This window comes from Micromonospora echinofusca (assembly GCF_900091445.1).
Lineage (GTDB): Bacteria > Actinomycetota > Actinomycetes > Mycobacteriales > Micromonosporaceae > Micromonospora > Micromonospora echinofusca.
In genome coordinates, this window is record NZ_LT607733.1 from 6,885,212 (window position 1) to 6,902,543 (window position 17,332).

Here is a 17,332-nt window from a genome sequence, read left to right on the forward strand (position 1 = left end):
TCACGCCTCCATGTTCGGCAGGATGGCCGGCAGCACCCCGGCCGCCGCGGCGATCGCGGCGGGGGTGGTGTCGAGGTGCTCCAGCAGCCCGTCGACGTACGAGACGTCGACGCGGACCTTCTGCACGCGGCCGTCGACGTCCCGCATGACGAATTCCCGGAAGCCGAGCCGGGTCGCGCTGGTGGCGTCGGCGGTGGAGAGGGAGGCCAGCGTGGCCTCGTAGCCGTCGTTGACGGGCACCCGCAGCAGGCGGAGCGCTTCGGAGGCGATCTCCGCGTCCTCGGCGATGCGGCCGACGAAGACGGTCGAGACCAGGTTCTGCACGTCGAGGCCGAGGATGTCGCGCGGGTTCTGCGAGGCGACCAGCGCGGCGAGGTTCCACTTGCGGGAGTCGCGCGCGAGCCGGACCAGGAACGACCGCCCGGAGCGCCATCCCTCCATGAAGTGCGCCTCGTCCAGGCCGACCAGCTTCCGCGAAGACATGGAGCCGCCGTAGCAGCGGCGTACGGCCAGCCGGTGCGCGGTGTGCAGCATGGGCAGGGCCAGCGACTCCTCAGCGGACCAGTATTCCCGCTCGATCTTCAGGTCGGGCAGTCGCAGCCCGGCCATGGTGATCACGGTGAGGGCGGCGTCCGCGCCGAGCAGCCCCTCCGGCGGCCGGCCGAAGAAGAGCATGGCCAGCGGCATCTCGGCGGTGTCCAGCAGCAGGTTGGCCAGTTCCTTGCCGGCGTCGTCGTCGAGCTGACTGAGGCAGGCGACCACGTCGTCGAGGGTGGAGGTCTCCTCCGCCGGCACCTGGCGTACGGCGTGGCGGAAGAGGGTGGCGGTGGACGCCTCCCGGGCGACCTGCGGGGGCACCAGCATCATGCAGATGTCCTGCACCAGCATCCGCCGTTCGGCACGGGCGTTGGAGACCGCGATCTCGAACTCCCGGTCGCCGGCGGCCCCGGTGCCGAACTCGCTGCGAAGCGGCGTCGGGATGAGCGAGTACGGGGCCAGGGTGCCGTGCTCGGAGCCGGTCAGGTTCAGCACCCGCGCGTACGGCCGCAGCTCCGGCATGGCGCAGAGCCGGGCGAGCGGGCCGGACGGGTCGAGCAGCGTCACCTGGACCCCGCGCCGCGCGGCGAGGTAGCCGAGTGCGCCGAGCAGGGTCGACTTGCCGCCGCCCGGTTCGGCGACGAAGACGGCGAGCCCGGAGCGTTCGCGTACTTCCATCGGGAAGTGCAGGTCGAGGAAGACCGGCCGGCGGCAGGTGCCGGCGGTGCGTCCGATGAGGTCGCCGCGCCGGTCGCCGACGGTGGAGGCGGCCTGGGGGAGCGCGGCGGCGAGCAGGTTGACCGGCATCCGCCGGACGTAGCCGGTGTTGGCGATCGGCTCGCCGGGGATGAACTCGCGGGCCAGCCAGTCCTGGTTCTTCGGGTGTTGCAGCGAGATGCGCAGCTCGCGCGAGTAGAGCTGGATGAGCCGGCGGGCCCGCTCCAGGCACTCCTCGCGGTTGCGGCCGCCGACGGCGATCCGGTGCCAGCCGTGCGCGCGGGCGGAGTCGACCGGCAGGCCGGTGGTCATCTCGTCGCCGATCACCAGGGCCCGCTTGGCCAGCCGCTCCAGCTCGGGCGGGGCGTCGATGCCGTGCTCGGCGTAGTCGAGCTGCTGGGAGCGGATCATCCGCAGCCGGTGCTCCAGGTTTCGGAAGGAGTCGCCGGAGCCGAGGATGTCGACGCGGGTGGAGAGCTCCATCGGCCACGGCAGCCGCTCGTGGAAGTGCAGCCAGGGCTCGTGCCGCTCGGGGATCTCCAGCGGCTCCATCCGGCCGACCGCCAGCACGGCGACGTGTCGCTCCTCGCCGGTCATCCGGTTGACCAGCTTGACGGTCGAGCCGTACGGGGTGCGGTAGCGCTCGACCTGCTCGGTGAGGGCGAGCAGGTCGCCACGTTCCCACCGGCCGTCGGTGAGCGGGGAGAGTTCCCCGGGCGGCGCCATGCACAGCGCCACCGAGCGGTAGAGCAGCCACTCCAACTCCTGGGCGGTGACGCGCCGGCCGCGCATGCCGAACGCGCCGAGCACCTCGTCGAACTGCTCGACGGTGCGGCTGAGCTTGCGGCGTTCGCCCTCGGCGACGCCCCGGCCGAAGGTGCGCAGCAGCCGTTCGGTGAGCGAGTCGCCGAGGGAGCGCCGGGCGAAGGTGACGCCTAGGTAGGTCTGCCCCTCGGCGTGGTTGACCGAGAGCAGGTGCCGCTGTGCGGCCACGAGGTGGTCGCCCCAGCCGGCGGTGCCGGGCACGTCGGGCAGCGGCGAAGGGGTGTGCGCGTCGATGGTGCGGGCCCACTCGTCGGCCGGGAAGGGCCGGGTGGTGCGCCGCAGGTGCAGCCGGAAGCCGGCCAGCCCGGCGTACTGCTCGGAGATCGCCGAGAGCAGCGCCTCCCGTTCGGCGTCCGGCCGGAACGCCCAGCGCACCTCCGGCAGCCAGTACCAGGCGGTGACGGTGTTGGGGGTGAAGGTGAGGTGGCCGGCGATCTCGGTGATGGCCAGCTCGACCGCCGGGTCCCGGTCCCCGAACTTGATCTTCGGTGCCTTGACCCGGACGGGCTTGGTGGGCCGGTCGCGCCGGCCGGCGGAGCGTTGCCGCGGCGGCGCCACCTCCCGGCCGGCCCGCTCCGACGGGCGCTCTCCGCTGCGGCGGGACGCCGGCTCGGCCGCCTGGTCCGGCGCGGGCGGGTCGAGCGGTGCCGGCTGCAGAGAGGCGGGGTGGGACGACGGCGGTGCCGCCGCGACGGGCGGCACGCCGGCCGCCGCGTTCTCCGCCACCGCCGGTGGGCGGAGCGTGGGCAGCCGGTCCCCTGACTGGTGCGGCACCCGGGACCTGGCCGGTCGGGCGGGCGGCTCGTACGCGTCGGCCGGGGGCTGTTCGACGGCCGGTGTGATCGCCGGGGACGTCCGGTGGGTCGCGTCGGCCGGGTGGTCGGTCCGGTAGGCGTCGGCCCCGTGGCCCGCCCGGGCGGGCGGCGGCAGGGGAGCGGCGGGAGCCGGCGGGAGCGCGGCCGGTGCGGCGGCCGGCTGCTGCCCGATGGCGGGTTGCTCCCGCCCGCCGGCTCGCTGCGGGGGCGCCGTCGGCCGGGTCGCGCCGGGACGCGTGCCGCCGAACAGGTCGAGGAAGGGCGAGTCGATGTCGGCGCTGTCGCCGGTGCCGGCGGGTTGCGGCTCGGCCGGCGGCGTCCGGCGCGGCGCCGGACGGGGTGCCTGGAACACGCCCACTCCGCCGTGCCCGGGTGTCGTCACCAGGGCCGGATCGAGGACGACCTCGTCGGCCTCGGGCTCGTCCGGGTAGTCGAACGACCGCGCACGGTTACCGTGTGGGACGGCCGGACGCCCTGCCGGGGAACCCGGCGTGGAACTGCGATTCATGCGACCGCCTCATCCGCGTCGTTCGACTGCCTGGTCGGGGTGCGACCGGTCATGCCAGTTCCTCCCGGATCCTGATCCGACTGCCGACCAGGCGGGGGTCCCGCTGCTCCGCGGCCGGCTCCCGGGTCCGCCGCCAGTCGGTCAGCGCGGTGCGGATCACCATGCGCGCGGGCCGGTCCGGGTCGACGTACCGGAAGATGAACGAGGTGCTCACGATGGCGAGCGCGATCTCCCAGGCGGGGAAGAGCTCCACCTGCAACGTGAACAGCCAGTGGATGAACATGTAGAGGGGAACGAGCAGCATGAACAGCCCGTACTGGGCGTACGGCAGGTGGACGGGAAGGGTGTAGCCGGGCGGCCCGAGGTAGACCAGGCGAGCCCGGTAGATGTCGTCGTCGGTGCGCAGCCGCATCTCGTGCCCGCGCCTATTCGAAGATCAGGTCGATCAGGTAGTCGCCGATGAAGAAGAGTGTGGCGGCTCCGGCGATGAAGGCGAGCCCGACGATCGCGATCGCCGAGCTGGTGAGGACCTTGGAGATCTCACCCCGGCTGGCCCGTCCGATGAAGATGACGCCCAGCACGGCCAGCAGGATCGGTGCGATCTTGCTGGCGAAGAACGTGACGACACCCTCGGTGTCGATGCCCTTGGGCGCGGGCTCGGCGAGTGGAGTCGACGCCAGGGTGGAGAGCGTGTGGGCGGCGGCGGACGTCGCCGTCTCCATCAGCTCGATGGCGATCACTGGAACCTCCCCAAGTCGCGGCCGGCGGCGCCGCGGTGGTGCAGTAGGCATGCCTGGCGGGAACGGTGCTCCCTGTGCGCAGCGTCGGCGACCCTGCGTTCGTTACCCACCACGGAGGGTGGTGAGCTTTGGGCGGATTTTCCCGCTTCGGCCCTCCCTCCAGGCTTCGCCATCTCGATGCCGGGCAGTTCCAAAGCGTACGGGCACCCACTGTTTGCGACAAGCCGCGAAGAGTCTGCCCGATCCGACCCGGACGACCGATCGTACACCTGTTCGAATGCGCATGTCATCGCCCTCGACCCGGCCGATCCGGGGCGGCCCGCGCGACCGGTACCGTCTAGCCGTGACCGATCTGGTACGGGCCTCGGCCCCGGTGGTGATGGGCGTCCTCAACGTCACGCCCGACTCCTTCTCCGACGGCGGACGGTACGCCGACCTCGATGCCGCCGTCGGACACGGCGTGCGGTTGCGGGCCGAGGGCGCCCACCTGGTGGACGTGGGCGGCGAGTCCACCCGGCCCGGTTCCGACCGCGTCGACGCGGCGACCGAGACGGCCCGGGTCGTCCCCGTGATCCGGGAGCTGACCGCCGCCGGCGTGCCGGTCAGCATCGACACGACCCGCGCGCGGGTCGCCGAGGCGGCCCTCGCCGCCGGTGCGGCCGTGGTCAACGACGTCTCCGGCGGCCTCGCCGACCCCGACATGGCCCGCGTGGTGCGCGACGCCGGCTGCCCCTGGGTGCTGATGCACTGGCGGGGCCACTCCCGCCAGATGGGGGAGCTGGCCCGCTACGGCGACGTCGTCGCCGACGTGCGCGCCGAGCTGCGCCACCGCGTCGACGAGGCGTTGCGCGCGGGGGTCGGCGCCGATCGCATCGTCATCGACCCGGGCCTCGGCTTCGCCAAGACGGCCGCGCACAACTGGGAGCTGAGCAGGCACCTGTCCGACCTGCTGGACCTGGGCTTCCCGCTGCTCTTCGCGTCCAGCCGCAAGTCGTACCTGGGGCGGCTGCTGGCCGGCCCCGACGGCACCCCGCGCCCCACGGACGACCGCGACGTGGCCACCGTCGCCACCAGCCTGCTCGCGGTTGCCGCGGGCGCCTGGGGCGTACGCGTGCACGACGTCCGGGCCACCGTGGACGCCCTCGCCGTCTGGCAGGCCACGGGCGCGCCCCGCCTGGCGTCCGCGTCCACCGGCGGGGCCCCGGCGGCCCACGCCGGCGCCGGACGGGACCGCACCGCGGACCACGGAGGAGACCGATGACCGACCGGATCCAGCTGACGGGCCTGCGGGCGCACGGCCGGCACGGGGTGTACGACTTCGAACGCGAGCAGGGGCAGGACTTCGTCGTCGACGCCGTGCTGGAGATGGACCTCGCCCCGGCGGCCCGCTCCGACGAGGTGGGCGACACCGTCCACTACGGCGAGTTGGCCGAACGGCTGGTCGCGGTGGTGACCGGCGAGCCGGTCAACCTGATCGAGACGCTCGCCGACCGGCTGCTGGCCGTGTGCCTGGCCGACCCCCGCGTCGAGGTCGCCACGGTCACCGTGCACAAGCCGGAGGCGCCCGTGCCGCACGTCTTCACCGACGTGGCCGTCACGATGACGCGGCGGCGGGACCGGTGACCCGCGCCGTCCTCTCCCTGGGCAGCAACCTCGGCGACCGGCTGGCCCACCTGCGCTCCGCCGTCGCGGCGTTCGGCGACAGCGTGCTGCTGGTCTCCGGCGTCTACGAGACTCCACCGTGGGGGGACGCGGACCAGCCCGCGTACCTCAACGCCGTGCTGCTCGCCGAGGACCCGGCAGCGGGCCCGTACGACTGGCTGGAGCGGGCCCGGGCGGCGGAGCGCGCCGCCGGGCGGACCCGTGACCCGCAGCGGCGCTTCGGGCCGCGCACCCTCGACGTGGACGTCGTCGCGGTGTGGGGCGACGGCGACGAGCCGGTGCTCAGCGACGACCCCGAGCTGACCCTGCCGCACCCCCGGGCCCACCTGCGGGCCTTCGTGCTGCGGCCGTGGATCGACCTTCAGCCCTACGGGCGGCTGCCCGGGCACGGCTGGCTGACCGACCTGCTCAACAACGGTCCCGCCGCCGACGACGCGCTGGATCTGCGCCCCCGGCCGGATCTGGCGATAGAGTCGACGGCATGACCCAGTGGAGCCGTCCGGCATGACGCAGGCGCAGTCCCCAGGACCCGGCGGGACGGGCCCCGAGCGGTCCCGGATGGGCCCCACCCGGGCCTCCACCCTGCTCGTGGCCGGCCTCGGCGCCGCCGCGCTGGCCTGGCTGCTGATCAGCACCCTCTACTACGACTACCTGCCGGAGCTGCCCTGGCTGCCCGTGGTCACGCTCGCCGCGCTGGCCGTGCTGGAGGCGTACGCCGCGGCCAACACCCGGGCGCGCATCGAGCGCCGGCCGGGCCGCGACCCGGTCAACCCGCTGCTGGTGGCCCGGTTCGTGGTACTGGCCAAGGCGTCGGCGCTGGCGGGCGCGATCTTCGCCGGCTTCTACGCCGGGCTGACCGGCTGGCTCTTCGTGGAGCGCACCGACGCCGCGGTGGGCGACCGGCCGGTCGCCGGCGCCGGCCTGCTCGCCGCCCTGGCGCTGGTGGCGGCGGCGCTCTGGTTGGAGCGCTCCTGCCGGGTTCCGGAGCAGGAGGACGACGAGGACCGCGAGCCCGGCAACCGGGAGGGCCGCCCCGGCCCGCGCTGATCCCGGGGGGTTACGCCCGGCCGTCCACGCGGGTACGGTGCCTGCGACCGGAGAGCAACGCCGCCCCGGTCCGCCCGTGCGTCGGACCTGGCTGGACGGGCGGCCACGTGGGAGGCGGCGTCATGCGGTACGACGAACCGGGGCGGGAGCCGTCCCCCGAGCCCTCGTCCAGCATCCCGGCCTCCGTCCTGGAGAACGTCTTCGACGACCCCGCGCACGGTGAGCCCGGCCGCGACCGGTTAGCCGTGCACGTCGTCTGGGAGTTGCTGCTCCTGGCCGGGCTGGGCGTCCTCGCGTACCTGCTCTGGGCGGAGGACCCGGCCGCGCTGCGTGGCGACGCGCTGCGTTCCCTGCTCCTCGACGCGGTCGTGCTCGGGCTGCTGGCGCTGGCCGCCGGGCTGACCCTGCGTACGGCGGCGGTGAACCTGGCCGTCGGGCCCGTGGCGGTCGCCGCCGCGCTGCACGTGGCCGAGCAGGGCGACCGGGGCGTCGGCGCCGCCGTCGGCCCTGCCCTGCTGGTCGCCGCGCTGGGCGGGCTCGCCCTGGGGCTGGTCGTGGTGGTGCTGCACGTTCCCGGCTGGGCCGCGTCCCTCGCCGGCGCGGGCGGGGTGATCGTCTACATCCAGCAGCGCTCCGCGTCGGTGCTGCCGCAGGGCGACTACGACCCGGAGCGCGGTGCCCTGCACCTCTTCGTCGGGTTCGCGGCCGTCGCGGTGCTCGGCGGCCTGTTCGGGTCGGTGCGGGCCGTCCGCCGGATGGTCGGCCGGTTCCGCCCGGTCGTGGATCCGGCCCGCCGCCGGGGCGCGGTGGCGGCGGTGGTCACCGCCGGCGCGTTCGTCGGCTCCACGGTGCTGGCCGCGCTGGCCGGCATGCTCGTCGCCAGCCGGGACCTCGCTCCGGTCGCGCCGGAACCCGGGCTCGACTGGACGGTGCTCGCGGTCGGTCTGGCGCTGCTCGCCGGCACCAGCGCCTTCGGCCGGCGTGGCGGCGTCTTCGGCACGCTGCTGGCGGTCTGCCTGGTCACGGTCCTCCTGGCGTACGCGCGGGCCCGCGGCTGGACGGTCAGCCGGTGGGGGGTCGGCGCCGCGGCGCTCGGCGTCGGGCTGCTGGTCACCCGGCTGGTGGAGGCGTACGGGCGGCCGGCGACCGGCGCCGCGGCGGAACCGGTCCCCGCCGGGGACGCCCGGATCGGCGGGGGCTGGACGGCACCCCCGGCCGACCCGGTCGGCGACTGGCCGCCCGCCGTGCCGAGGCGACCCTCCGAGAGTCCCGTGGACCCCTGGAGCGACCCGGGCTGGGAGAACGGCCCACGCCGGTGGGACGCCGACGAGCGGTGAGCCGGCGCCGCGTCCACCGGGCCGGAAGTGATCTCGCCGGTTAGGCTCGGCGACATGACCGACACACCATCGACCTCCGCTGGCCCGTCGTTCGAGGAACTCGACGCGTTGTCCACTGAGGAGCTGCGCGAGCGGGCGTTCGCGGTCGCCCGGGAGCGCCGCGACGTGCGCTTCTTCTGGTCCGTGCTGCGGCACCTGCCGAACGCGGACGAGGCCGCGGCCCTCGACGGCGCACCCAACTCCGTGGGGCCGACGATCGACGAGGCCGCGGCGCTGTGGCGGGAGTTGACCGGGCACGGCTACGAGGAGTCGGCGCCGCTGCTGCGGGCCGCGTTCATCGACTACCTGATGAAGCACCCGCGACGGTGACGGCGACCGGCGGCCCCGGGCAGGTTTGCCTCCCACGGTCCGCCGGGAACTGACCCGATCATGGCGCTCACCAACCCGCCCCGGACCGGCGGTCGCTACGGGACGGCGGCGGGCACGGGCGCGCTCGCGGCCCTGCTGCTGGTCGCGGTCTGCGGCAGCCCGGCGTACGTCGGCTGGGCCGCCGGCACCGACCCGAACTCCGCCGGCGGCTGGTACCTGCAACTGCTCTCCTGGCCGGCGTGGCGCTTCGACGGCGACGGGGCGACCGGCGGCCTGCTCGTGGCGAACCTGCGGGCCGTCCTGCTGGTCATCCTCGCGGCGCTCTTCCTCTACCTGCTGCCCACCTCGCAGGTGGCCCGGGTGCAGGGGTCGGGGACGCAGTTCTTCTCCGGCTGGGCCGCGTACGTCCTGGCCAGCGGCTTCGCCTCACTGATCGCCGCCTTCCTCGGCCCGGAACCGGCCCTGCTCACGGCGATCCAGGCGGGCGGCGCCGGCGCGACCTACGGCTTCCTCTCGGGCTGGATCATCGGCACGGCCAGCCTCGGCGGCCGCGCCTGACCGGCCGCCGCCCACCCGCTCGGGCCCGCACCCTTCGAGGGCGTTTCACCCGGCTGCCCTCACCCCTCGCGGTCGCCCAGTTCGAGCAGCCGCGTCCGGCTGAGTACGCCGACCGGCCGCCCCCCGTCGGTCACCACGATGCGTTCCGCGGCCGAGCTCAGCAGCGTCCCCAGCGCGTCGTACGCCGAGCCGCCGAGCGGCATCGTCGGCAGCCCGGCCACCCCGGTCTCGGGCAGCGGCTCGACGGTCTCGCCGGTGACCGGGGTGACGGCCAGCCGGCGGATGCCCCGGTCGGCGCCCACGAACTCGCGTACGAAGGGTGTGGCGGGGGCGCCGAGCACGGCGGCGGGGGTGTCGTACTGCTCCAGCCGCCCGCCCTCGGAGAGCACCGCGATCCGGTCGCCCAGCCGGACCGCCTCGTCCAGGTCGTGGGTGACCAGCACGATGGTCTTGCGCACCTCGGCCTGCAACCGGAGGAACTCCTCCTGCAACCGGGTCCGCGCGATCGGGTCGACGGCCGAGAACGGCTCGTCCATCAGCAGCACGACCGGGTCGGCGGCCAGCGCCCGGGCCACCCCGACGCGCTGCCGCTGCCCGCCGGAGAGCTCGTGCGGGTAGCGCCGGCCGAACGTGGCCGGGTCGAGCCCGACGAGTTCCAGCAGCTCGTCGACGCGGCGGCGGCTGCGCTCGCGGGGCCAGCCGAGCAGGCGGGGCACGGTGGCGACGTTGGCGCTGACCGTCTGGTGCGGAAAGAGCCCGACGTTCTGGATCACGTAGCCGATCCGACGGCGCAGCCGGACCGGGTCGACCCGGGTGACGTCCTCGCCGCCGAGCAGGATCCGGCCGCCGGTCGGCTCGATGAGGCGGTTGACCATGCGCAGCACCGTGGACTTGCCGCAGCCCGACGGTCCGATCAGCACCGCCAGCTCGCCGGCGGCGATGTCCAGGCTCAGCTCGCGTACGGCCTCGGTGCCGTCGGGGTAGCGCTTGCGGATGCCCTCCAGCACGATCGACGCCGCGCGCGGTTCGGCGGGGGCGGTGCCCTCCGGGGTAACGTCCACACATGTCCTTCCGCCTGAGCTACCGGGCCGACCCGGGTAACCCGTGGTTCTCCTGGCAGTACGTGCGGGACAACTCTGACACGATCCTCGCCGCCGTGCGTGAGCACGCCTCGCTGACCGCTCGCGCGGTGCTGATCGCCGCCCTGATCGCGCTGCCACTGGCGGTGGCCGCGTACTGGTACCGCTCGCTGGCCGGGCCGGTCCTGGCCCTCACCGGGGTGCTCTACACGGTGCCGTCGCTGGCGCTCTTCGCGTTCATCGCCCCCTACCTGGGCATCGGCGCGCTGACCGCGCTCAGCGTGGTGGTCCTCTACGCGCTGCTGGTGATCGTCCGCAACGCCGTCGCCGGGCTCAACCAGGTGCCCCCCGAGGTCCGCGAGGCGGCCGAGGGCATGGGGTACGGCCGCTGGGGCCGGCTGTTCCGGGTCGAGCTGCCGCTGGCCCTGCCGGGCATCCTCACCGGGCTGCGGCTGGCCACCGTCTCCACCGTGGCCCTGGTGACCGTGGGCGTGGTGATCGGGCGCGGCGGTCTCGGGCAGCTCATCTTCGCCGGCTTCCAGAACAACTTCTACAAGGCGCAGATCATGACGGGGACGCTGCTCTGCGTCCTGCTCGCCCTGGTGCTCGACCTGGTCCTGGCGGGGGCGGGCCGGCTGCTGACCCCCTGGCTGAAGCGGGCCCGGTGAGCGCGAGGAACGCAGCGCAGCGGAGTCCCGCAGTCGCGAACGAAGAGGTTGGCCGGTGAGCGCGAGGAACGTAGCGCGGCGGAGTCCCGCAGTCGCGAACGAAAGGCGGGCCCGGTGAACCCGGTCGAGGCGGCGTTGGTCTGGCTCAACGATCCGCTCAACTGGACGAACCCGGGCGGTGTCCTGGACCGGCTCGGCGAGCACCTGTCGATGTCGGCGGCGGCGGTGGCCCTCGGCTGCCTGGTCGCCTGGCCGATCGGGCTCTGGCTCGGGCACACCGGCCGGGGCGGCGGCCTGGTGGTGCTGGTGTCCAACGTGTCGCTGGCCGTGCCCACGCTCGCCCTGCTCACCATCCTGCCGCTGACCTTCCTCGGCTTCGGCCGGCCGTCGGTGGTGGTCGCGCTGGCCGTGTTCGCGGTGCCGCCGCTGCTGGCGAACGCGTACACGGGGGTGCGGCAGGCCGATCCGGAGGCCCGGGACGCGGCGCGCGGGATGGGCTTCTCCGGCTGGCAGTTGCTGCGCCGGGTCGAGCTGCCGCTGGCGGTGCCCTACCTGGCGGCCGGGTTCCGCACGGCGGCGGTGCAGGTGGTGGCGACCGCCGCGCTGGCGTCCTTCGTCAACGGTGGCGGCCTGGGCCAGATCATCCGGGCGGGCTTCGGGCTGGACATCGCGGCCGGCGGCGGACAGATCATCGCCGGCGGCGTGCTGGTGGCCGGGCTCGCCATGTTGCTGGAACTGGTACTGGCCCTGGTCGAGCGGCTGGTCACGCCGCGCCCGCTGCGGGCGGACCGCCGTCGGGCGCGCCGCCGGGCGGCGCAGGCGGTGGCCGGCGGCTGAGCGTCTCCGCCCACCCCGACGCCGAGCCCGAGCGGGCGTGCGACGGCGAATCCGGTTCACCTCCGGTGACGATCCGGTGACGAACTCCGCCTCGGGTTGTCGGTCCAGCGTGGAAGATGTTGGGGTGGGAAACCGGGCGGTCGCACAGCGGGCGCCCGTGGCAGACAGCGGGCGGCCGGACGAGATCGCCCGTCGGACACGCGGCCGGCCCGGCAGGGCCGCGCCGGGACACGGAAGGCGGGCACTCGATGCGCGCACGTACACGCCTGGCCGTCGGTGCGGTGGGAGCCCTCGCCGCGGCGGGGATGCTGACCGGTTGCGGCGACGCCGGCTCCTCCGGCACGGACGCCCCCGAGCAGGCGGCCTCCGGCGCCGGCTGCGCGCCGGTGGCCGGTGACCAGCTCGTCGTGCTCGACGACGACAAGAAGCTCCAGAACACCGACAACGTCATCCCGGCGGTCAACGCCGACGCGGCCAACCCGCAGTTGCTCGCGGCGCTGGACAAGGTCTCGGCCGCGCTCGACACGCCGAAGCTGATCCAGCTCAACAAGGCCGTCGACGTCGACCGCAAGACGGCGCAGAAGGCGGCCGAGGAGTTCGCGGCGGCCAACGGCGTCACCACGGGCATCGCCAAGGGGCCCGGCGGCAAGATCGTGATCGGCGCGGCCAACTTCACCGAGAACCAGATCCTGGCCGAGCTCTACAAGATCGCCCTGACCGCCGCCGGCTACGACGCCAAGGTGCAGCAGATCGGCAACCGCGAGCTCTACGAGCCGGCCCTGGAGAAGGGCGAGATCCAGGTCGTCCCCGAGTACGCGGCGACCATGGCCGAGTTCCTCAACACCAAGGCCAACGGCAAGGACGCCCAGCCGGTGTCCTCGCCGGAGCTGGAGAAGACCGTCGCGGCGCTCAAGGCGGCCGGCGACAAGGTCGGTCTCGTCTTCGGCACGCCGGCCGCGGCGCAGGACCAGAACGCCTTCGCCGTGACCAAGGCGTTCGCCGACAAGTACGGCGTGCGTACCCTCTCCGAGCTGGCCGCCAAGTGCTCGGGCCAGGCCACGGTGCTGGCCGGGCCGCCGGAGTGCCCGCAGCGGCCGAAGTGCCAGGCGGGGCTCGTCCAGGTCTACGACTTCAAGGCCGGCTCGTTCAGCTCGCTGGACCAGGGCGGCCCGCAGACCAAGAACGCGCTGAAGACCGGGGCCGCGAGCGTGGGCCTGGTGTTCTCCTCGGACGGCGCGCTGGCCGTCGGCTGATCCCGGCCCGGCCACCGGCGGCGTTCCGTCGCCGGTGGCCGGCGTGGCGTTCGGCGGTGAAGATGCCGGATGCCCCGTTCACCCTTTCCGGGGCGGCACGACCCTCGGTAGGCTGCGGACCCATGCCAGCCCCGGTCGCCCCCGCCGACAAGCGCAGCCCGTCGCTGCTCACCATCCTCTTCTGGGCCGGTGTCGCCCTGGCGCCGGTGGCGGCGTTGATCCTGCTCGTCGCCGACGGCAACGGCCCGCTGCGGTTCGCCGCCGTGCTCGCCATCATGGCCGTCGTCCTGATCGGCCTGTCGATCGCGCTGCGCGCCGACGGCGCGGGCCCGGACCGGACCGACGAACTGCTGGACGAGATCGAGCAGCTCCGCCGCGAGCTGCGCGGGGAGGTCGTGGCCGCCGCCCAGCGCGGCAACCAGGCACTCGACGACGCCCGGCGGGCCCAGGAGGAGGTCGCCGCGCTGCGCCGGCGGCTGGACGCCAGCAGCGCCGCGCTGGCCGGCGTCGCCGTCCCGGCCGGCGCAGGCCGTGCCCGGGCGGCCGATGAGGCGGGCGCCGGCCGGGCGCGGGCGGCCGTCGACGACCCGGGCTTCGGCCGGGCGCGGGCGGCCGTCGACGACGCGGGGGCCGGCCGGGCGCGGGTGCCGGACCAGGACGACGTGGCACCCCGGCGGGGGCGCGCCGACCGGGACGACGAGGAACCCGCCCGCAGGCCGCAGCCGGGTCCGCCCGCCGAGCGGTCCGCGCCGGCCGGCGGCTACGGCACCGATCGGACGGCCGGGGCACCGGCTGGCGGGTACGGCCAGGAGGCCCCGGCACCCACCGGCGGGTACGCGGACCGGCGGGCGGCCGGCGGCACGGCCGGGGTGTACGGGGCGACCCGGCCGACGGAGCCGGGCAGCCAGCCAGGGGCCCGCCCGCTCGGCGTGGTGCGGCACACCGAGACCGTGCACGTCACCACCCGGCACACCATCGTCGACGGCTCCGCGTCCGTGCCCGCCGACCGGGGCGCCGGGTACGGCGGCGGGTACGCGGGGCGCTGGTCGCCGGCGCCGGAGGAGCGACCGTGGTCCGGCGAGCAGGACGACCGTTCCTGGGCCGGTCACGGGCACGCCGAGGTCGACGACCGGTCCCGCCGCGGCGACCGGCCGCGCCGGGACGACGACGGCCTGCGGCCGGGCCCCGGATCCGCCCCGGACGACCGGAGCCGGCCGGAGCAGCCCGGCGGCGGGGAGTGGTCGACCCAGGGCGACGACCGGGACTGGTCCGCCGCACCGGGTGCACGGGAGCGGTCCGCCGGGCGTGCCGACCGGGAGCGGCCGGGTCGGCACGACGGGCGCGGGCAGCAGTGGGACGCGCCGGCATCCGCCGGACCGGGCTGGGCGGCGCCGGCCGGACCGTCCGGGCGCGGCCGGGCGTACGCGCCCGACGAGGCCGGTGGGGAGCAGTGGTCGCAGCTGAGCGCCGGGGACCGGTGGGCGGCCGTGCGGGACGACGAGCGGGGCCGGGAACTGCGGGTCGGGGAGCGGCGCGCCGAGATGCACGCCGACGCCAGCGGCACCGAGTACCGGGTCGCGGACCGCTGGGCGGCGGTCCGCCGGGACGAGCCGCGCCGGGGGCCGGAGCGGGGCGACGACGGGTGGCGCGGCGGCTGGTCGGAGACGGATGACGCTCCGGCCCTGCCGGCCGGCGGGGTGCCGGTGCCCGACGAGTGGCGCCCGCCCCGCCAGCGGGGACACCAGCCCGAGGCGCGGCACGACGCCCGCCAGCCCGAGGCGCACCGCTCCCGCCGGGCGGAGCCCGAGCCGGAGCGGTACGGCCGGCGGCGGGAGGAGCACTACGGCTACCCGCTGCGGGACGACGAGCCCCGTGGGGGCGGTGCCCGCCCCACCGACCGCTGGCGCTGAGCCCCCCGTCAGCCCTTCGCCAGCGCCCGGGAGATCGTCGACGTCGGGCGGGGACGGCATGCCCGGCCGGCCCGCCCGCGTCCCGGGGCGGTGCCGGGGCGGGTCACTTGTCGATGTCGCCGACCACGAAGAACATCGAGCCGAGGATGGCGATCAGGTCCGGCACCAGGCAGCCGGGGAGCAGGGTGGCCAGCGCCTGCACGTTTGCGTACGACGCGGTGCGCAGCTTGAGCCGCCACGGCGTCTTCTCGCCCCGGGAGACCAGGTAGTAGCCGTTGATGCCGAGCGGGTTCTCCGTCCAGGCGTAGGTGTGCCCCTCGGGGGCCTTGAGCACCTTCGGCAGCCGGGTGTTGATCGGCCCGGTGAGCCGGTCCACCCGGTCCATGCACTGCTCGGCGAGGTCGAGCGAGGCGTACACCTGGTCGAGCAGCACCTCGAAGCGGGCGTGGCAGTCCCCGGCGGTCTTCGTCACCACCGGCACGTCGAGCTGGTCGTAGGCCAGGTAGGGCTCGTCGCGGCGCAGGTCGAAATCGAGGCCGGAGGCCCGGGCGACGGGCCCGGACGCGCCGAACGCGGCGGCGTCGGCGGCCGAGAGCACCCCGACGCCGACGGTGCGGGCCAGGAAGATGTCGTTGCGCCGGATGAGGTCGTCCAGGTCCGGCATCCGCCGACGGACCTCGGCGATGGCGGCCCGGGCCCGGCCCGTCCAGCCGGACGGCACCTCCTCCTTGAGCCCGCCCACCCGGTTGAACATGTAGTGGATGCGGCCGCCGGAGACCTCCTCCATGACCGCCTGGATGGTCTCCCGCTCGCGGAACGCGTAGAACATCGGCGTGATCGCGCCGATCTCCAGCGGGTAGGAGCCGAGGAACATCAGGTGGTTGAGCACCCGGTTCAGCTCGGCCAGCGCCATCCGCAGCCAGGTGGCCCGCTCCGGCACCTCCATGCCCATCAGCCGCTCGACGGCGAGCACGACGCCCAGCTCGTTGGAGAACGCCGAGAGCCAGTCGTGCCGGTTGGCCAGCACGATGATCTGCCGGTAGTCGCGGACCTCGAACAGCTTCTCCGCGCCCCGGTGCATGTAGCCGACGATCGGCTCGCAGGCCACCACCCGCTCGCCGTCGAGCACCAGCTTCAGCCGGAGCACGCCGTGCGTGGAGGGGTGCTGCGGCCCGATGTTGAGCACCATGTCGGTGCCGAGCTGCTCCCCGCCGGCCCCGGTGCCGACGGTCAGCTCGCGGAGGTCGCCGGCGTCCGTGGTCATGTCCGTCATCGTGCCATGAACCGCGCCGGGTCGACGCCGACCGGTTGCCGCAGCCACCAGTGCCCGCCCAACCCGGCCGGGTCGGTCAGTTCGGCCACCGCCGACGCGGCGGCGAGCGCCCGCACGTACCCGGCCGGGTCGCCGACGGCCAGGCTCAGCGGCGGTCGCCCGCCGTCGGCCCCGAGCGCCCGCAGCGCCTCCCGCTGCGGCCCCAGGTCGTACGCGCACCGCGCGACCCGGGCGCCGGCGGAGGCGACCGAGTCGACGGCGACGTGCGCGGTGACGTCGCGGCTCCCGTCCGGCACCGGCGGCACCTGCCGCCCGCCCCGGTACCCGGTCAGCGTCCCGTCCACGGGCCGGCCGCCGAGCAGGTGCCCGTAGTCCACGGCCAGCGCCAGCCCTTGGTCGACGTGGCCCACGGCGTCAGCCCATGCCTCGTCGCGCGTCCGGCCGATCTCTGCCCGGAACCCCGACCCGGTCGAGCCGGTCCCGTCCGCGCCGGCACCCGGTTCCGGCCACCACCGGGTGAGCCAGTCCGCGTCGGCGGGGTCGACCGGGTCACCGACGGTCTCCTCGCCGGTGGCCGGGTCGACCAGCAGGTAGCGCCAGCCTCCGGCGGTGTGCACCGCCACGTCGAGCGGCACGTTGTCCAGCCACTCGGTGGCCACCAGCAGGCCGGTGATCCCGGCGGGGATCTCGTCAAGCCAGTCGATCCCGTCGGGCAGGTCGACCGGTCGGGGAGCCTTCTCGACCGCGGTGAGGCGTACCCGGAAGGCGAGCGGAACCGACGCGGAGGGCGCGGGACCGGCGGACGACGGGCCGGACGAGGCCGAGGGCCGGGCGGCAACCCCCAGCGCGGCAGAGAGCGCGCGCAGCAGCTCGCCCCGCCCGGCGCCCACGTCGACCACGCGGAGGTCGGCGGGGTGGCCGAGGACGGCGTCGACCTGCTCGACGAGCCGCAGCAGCGCGGCGGCGAAGGCCGGCGACGCGTGCGCGCTGGTGCGGAAGTGGCCGGCGGGCCCCGACCCGGAGACGAAGAAGCCGCCCGGCCCGTAGAGCGCCCGTTGCATCGCGTCCCGCCAGCGGATCGACATCGGTTCCTTCCCCACGCGGCGTGCGGTACCGGGCCGACCCTACGCAGCCGGTCGGGGGCGATCGTCGTCCCCGGGCCGCCGGTGCCATCGGTGAACGTTTTCACACATCCTT

At 75.1% G+C, this 17,332-nt stretch carries 17 protein-coding genes; 11 read left to right on the plus strand and 6 right to left on the minus strand.

The genetic code is table 11. The features are described from left to right. From GA0070610_RS29710 to GA0070610_RS29720, 3 genes are read right to left on the minus strand one after another with little or no spacing between them, the layout of a single operon-like run. Entirely contained in the window at positions 1–3,402 is a 3,402-nt protein-coding gene (locus tag GA0070610_RS29710; protein WP_089003088.1) for an ATP-binding protein, read from the minus strand. Between the two features lie 49 nt (positions 3,403–3,451). Further along, positions 3,452–3,814 carry a hypothetical protein gene (locus GA0070610_RS29715; protein WP_089003089.1) on the minus strand — a complete coding sequence of 121 codons (363 nt, stop codon included), beginning with the start codon at positions 3,812–3,814 and terminating at the stop codon, positions 3,452–3,454. Positions 3,815–3,827: 13 nt separating this feature from the next. Next, positions 3,828–4,142, minus strand: coding sequence for a hypothetical protein (locus GA0070610_RS29720; protein WP_089003090.1), 315 nt, complete (start codon positions 4,140–4,142; stop codon positions 3,828–3,830). A 343-nt stretch (positions 4,143–4,485) separates the two neighbouring features. On the opposite strand from GA0070610_RS29720, the gene folP reads away from it, so the two are divergent. The 7 genes from folP (at position 4,486) to GA0070610_RS29755 (ending at position 9,115) form a co-directional block, all read left to right on the plus strand. Then, on the plus strand, positions 4,486–5,403 hold the full coding sequence (folP, locus tag GA0070610_RS29725) for a dihydropteroate synthase (RefSeq protein WP_089003091.1): 918 nt from the start codon (positions 4,486–4,488) through the stop codon (positions 5,401–5,403). Beyond that, complete coding sequence (gene folB, locus GA0070610_RS29730) at positions 5,400–5,765, plus strand: dihydroneopterin aldolase (protein WP_089003092.1); 366 nt, start codon at positions 5,400–5,402, stop codon at positions 5,763–5,765. Before folP ends, folB begins: the two co-directional genes overlap by 4 nt. Beyond that, positions 5,762–6,289: a 2-amino-4-hydroxy-6-hydroxymethyldihydropteridine diphosphokinase gene (folK, locus tag GA0070610_RS29735; protein ID WP_089003093.1), complete on the plus strand. Its 528-nt coding sequence runs from the start codon at positions 5,762–5,764 to the stop codon at positions 6,287–6,289. Before folB ends, folK begins: the two co-directional genes overlap by 4 nt. A gap of 19 nt (positions 6,290–6,308) precedes the next feature. Beyond that, positions 6,309–6,851 (plus strand): DUF3180 domain-containing protein, encoded by a 543-nt coding sequence (locus GA0070610_RS29740; protein ID WP_089003821.1) that lies wholly within the window; start codon positions 6,309–6,311, stop codon positions 6,849–6,851. Between the two features lie 122 nt (positions 6,852–6,973). Continuing rightward, the gene (locus GA0070610_RS29745; RefSeq protein ID WP_089003094.1) at positions 6,974–8,188 is read left to right on the plus strand and encodes an ABC transporter permease; all 1,215 of its coding nucleotides are present in this window, start codon (positions 6,974–6,976) and stop codon (positions 8,186–8,188) included. A 54-nt stretch (positions 8,189–8,242) separates the two neighbouring features. Beyond that, complete coding sequence (locus tag GA0070610_RS29750; protein ID WP_089003095.1) at positions 8,243–8,557, plus strand: hypothetical protein; 315 nt, start codon at positions 8,243–8,245, stop codon at positions 8,555–8,557. A 60-nt stretch (positions 8,558–8,617) separates the two neighbouring features. Further along, a complete protein-coding gene (locus GA0070610_RS29755) occupies positions 8,618–9,115 on the plus strand; it encodes a hypothetical protein (protein WP_089003096.1) in 498 nt (165 codons plus the stop codon). 59 nt (positions 9,116–9,174) lie between these two features. Here GA0070610_RS29755 and GA0070610_RS29760 read toward each other — a convergent pair whose 3' ends face one another. Further along, the gene (locus GA0070610_RS29760; protein ID WP_089003097.1) at positions 9,175–10,176 is read right to left on the minus strand and encodes an ABC transporter ATP-binding protein; all 1,002 of its coding nucleotides are present in this window, start codon (positions 10,174–10,176) and stop codon (positions 9,175–9,177) included. Between the two features lie 2 nt (positions 10,177–10,178). On the opposite strand from GA0070610_RS29760, the gene GA0070610_RS29765 reads away from it, so the two are divergent. The 4 genes from GA0070610_RS29765 (at position 10,179) to GA0070610_RS29780 (ending at position 14,862) form a co-directional block, all read left to right on the plus strand. Then, positions 10,179–10,862, plus strand: a complete 684-nt coding sequence (locus GA0070610_RS29765; RefSeq protein WP_089003098.1) for an ABC transporter permease — start codon at positions 10,179–10,181, stop codon at positions 10,860–10,862. 114 nt (positions 10,863–10,976) lie between these two features. After that, complete coding sequence (locus GA0070610_RS29770; protein WP_089003099.1) at positions 10,977–11,699, plus strand: ABC transporter permease; 723 nt, start codon at positions 10,977–10,979, stop codon at positions 11,697–11,699. A 248-nt stretch (positions 11,700–11,947) separates the two neighbouring features. Continuing rightward, positions 11,948–12,952 carry a glycine betaine ABC transporter substrate-binding protein gene (locus GA0070610_RS29775; RefSeq protein ID WP_089003100.1) on the plus strand — a complete coding sequence of 335 codons (1,005 nt, stop codon included), beginning with the start codon at positions 11,948–11,950 and terminating at the stop codon, positions 12,950–12,952. Between the two features lie 122 nt (positions 12,953–13,074). Next, positions 13,075–14,862 (plus strand): hypothetical protein, encoded by a 1,788-nt coding sequence (locus GA0070610_RS29780; RefSeq protein WP_089003101.1) that lies wholly within the window; start codon positions 13,075–13,077, stop codon positions 14,860–14,862. Positions 14,863–14,965: 103 nt separating this feature from the next. On the opposite strand, the gene GA0070610_RS29785 is transcribed toward GA0070610_RS29780, so the two are convergent. Together GA0070610_RS29785 and GA0070610_RS29790 are read right to left on the minus strand one after the other, a co-directional pair. Continuing rightward, positions 14,966–16,135 (minus strand): NADH-quinone oxidoreductase subunit D, encoded by a 1,170-nt coding sequence (locus GA0070610_RS29785; RefSeq protein WP_172896621.1) that lies wholly within the window; start codon positions 16,133–16,135, stop codon positions 14,966–14,968. Next, the gene (locus GA0070610_RS29790) at positions 16,132–17,220 is read right to left on the minus strand and encodes an SAM-dependent methyltransferase (protein ID WP_089003103.1); all 1,089 of its coding nucleotides are present in this window, start codon (positions 17,218–17,220) and stop codon (positions 16,132–16,134) included. Before GA0070610_RS29790 ends, GA0070610_RS29785 begins: the two co-directional genes overlap by 4 nt. Positions 17,221–17,332: the final 112 nt, after the last annotated feature.

What these genes read in the sequence shown, in the direction of transcription:
- GA0070610_RS29710 (WP_089003088.1), bottom strand. Translation starts at nt 3,402, where the DNA reads ATGAATCGCAGTTCCACGCCGGGTTCCCCGGCAGGGCGTCCGGCCGTC.
- GA0070610_RS29715 (WP_089003089.1), bottom strand. Translation starts at nt 3,814, where the DNA reads ATGCGGCTGCGCACCGACGACGACATCTACCGGGCTCGCCTGGTCTAC.
- folB (WP_089003092.1), top strand. Translation starts at nt 5,400, where the DNA reads ATGACCGACCGGATCCAGCTGACGGGCCTGCGGGCGCACGGCCGGCAC.
- GA0070610_RS29740 (WP_089003821.1), top strand. Translation starts at nt 6,309, where the DNA reads ATGACGCAGGCGCAGTCCCCAGGACCCGGCGGGACGGGCCCCGAGCGG.
- GA0070610_RS29745 (WP_089003094.1), top strand. Translation starts at nt 6,974, where the DNA reads ATGCGGTACGACGAACCGGGGCGGGAGCCGTCCCCCGAGCCCTCGTCC.
- GA0070610_RS29750 (WP_089003095.1), top strand. Translation starts at nt 8,243, where the DNA reads ATGACCGACACACCATCGACCTCCGCTGGCCCGTCGTTCGAGGAACTC.
- GA0070610_RS29755 (WP_089003096.1), top strand. Translation starts at nt 8,618, where the DNA reads ATGGCGCTCACCAACCCGCCCCGGACCGGCGGTCGCTACGGGACGGCG.
- GA0070610_RS29765 (WP_089003098.1), top strand. Translation starts at nt 10,179, where the DNA reads ATGTCCTTCCGCCTGAGCTACCGGGCCGACCCGGGTAACCCGTGGTTC.
- GA0070610_RS29775 (WP_089003100.1), top strand. Translation starts at nt 11,948, where the DNA reads ATGCGCGCACGTACACGCCTGGCCGTCGGTGCGGTGGGAGCCCTCGCC.
- GA0070610_RS29780 (WP_089003101.1), top strand. Translation starts at nt 13,075, where the DNA reads ATGCCAGCCCCGGTCGCCCCCGCCGACAAGCGCAGCCCGTCGCTGCTC.
- GA0070610_RS29785 (WP_172896621.1), bottom strand. Translation starts at nt 16,135, where the DNA reads ATGACGGACATGACCACGGACGCCGGCGACCTCCGCGAGCTGACCGTC.
- GA0070610_RS29790 (WP_089003103.1), bottom strand. Translation starts at nt 17,220, where the DNA reads ATGTCGATCCGCTGGCGGGACGCGATGCAACGGGCGCTCTACGGGCCG.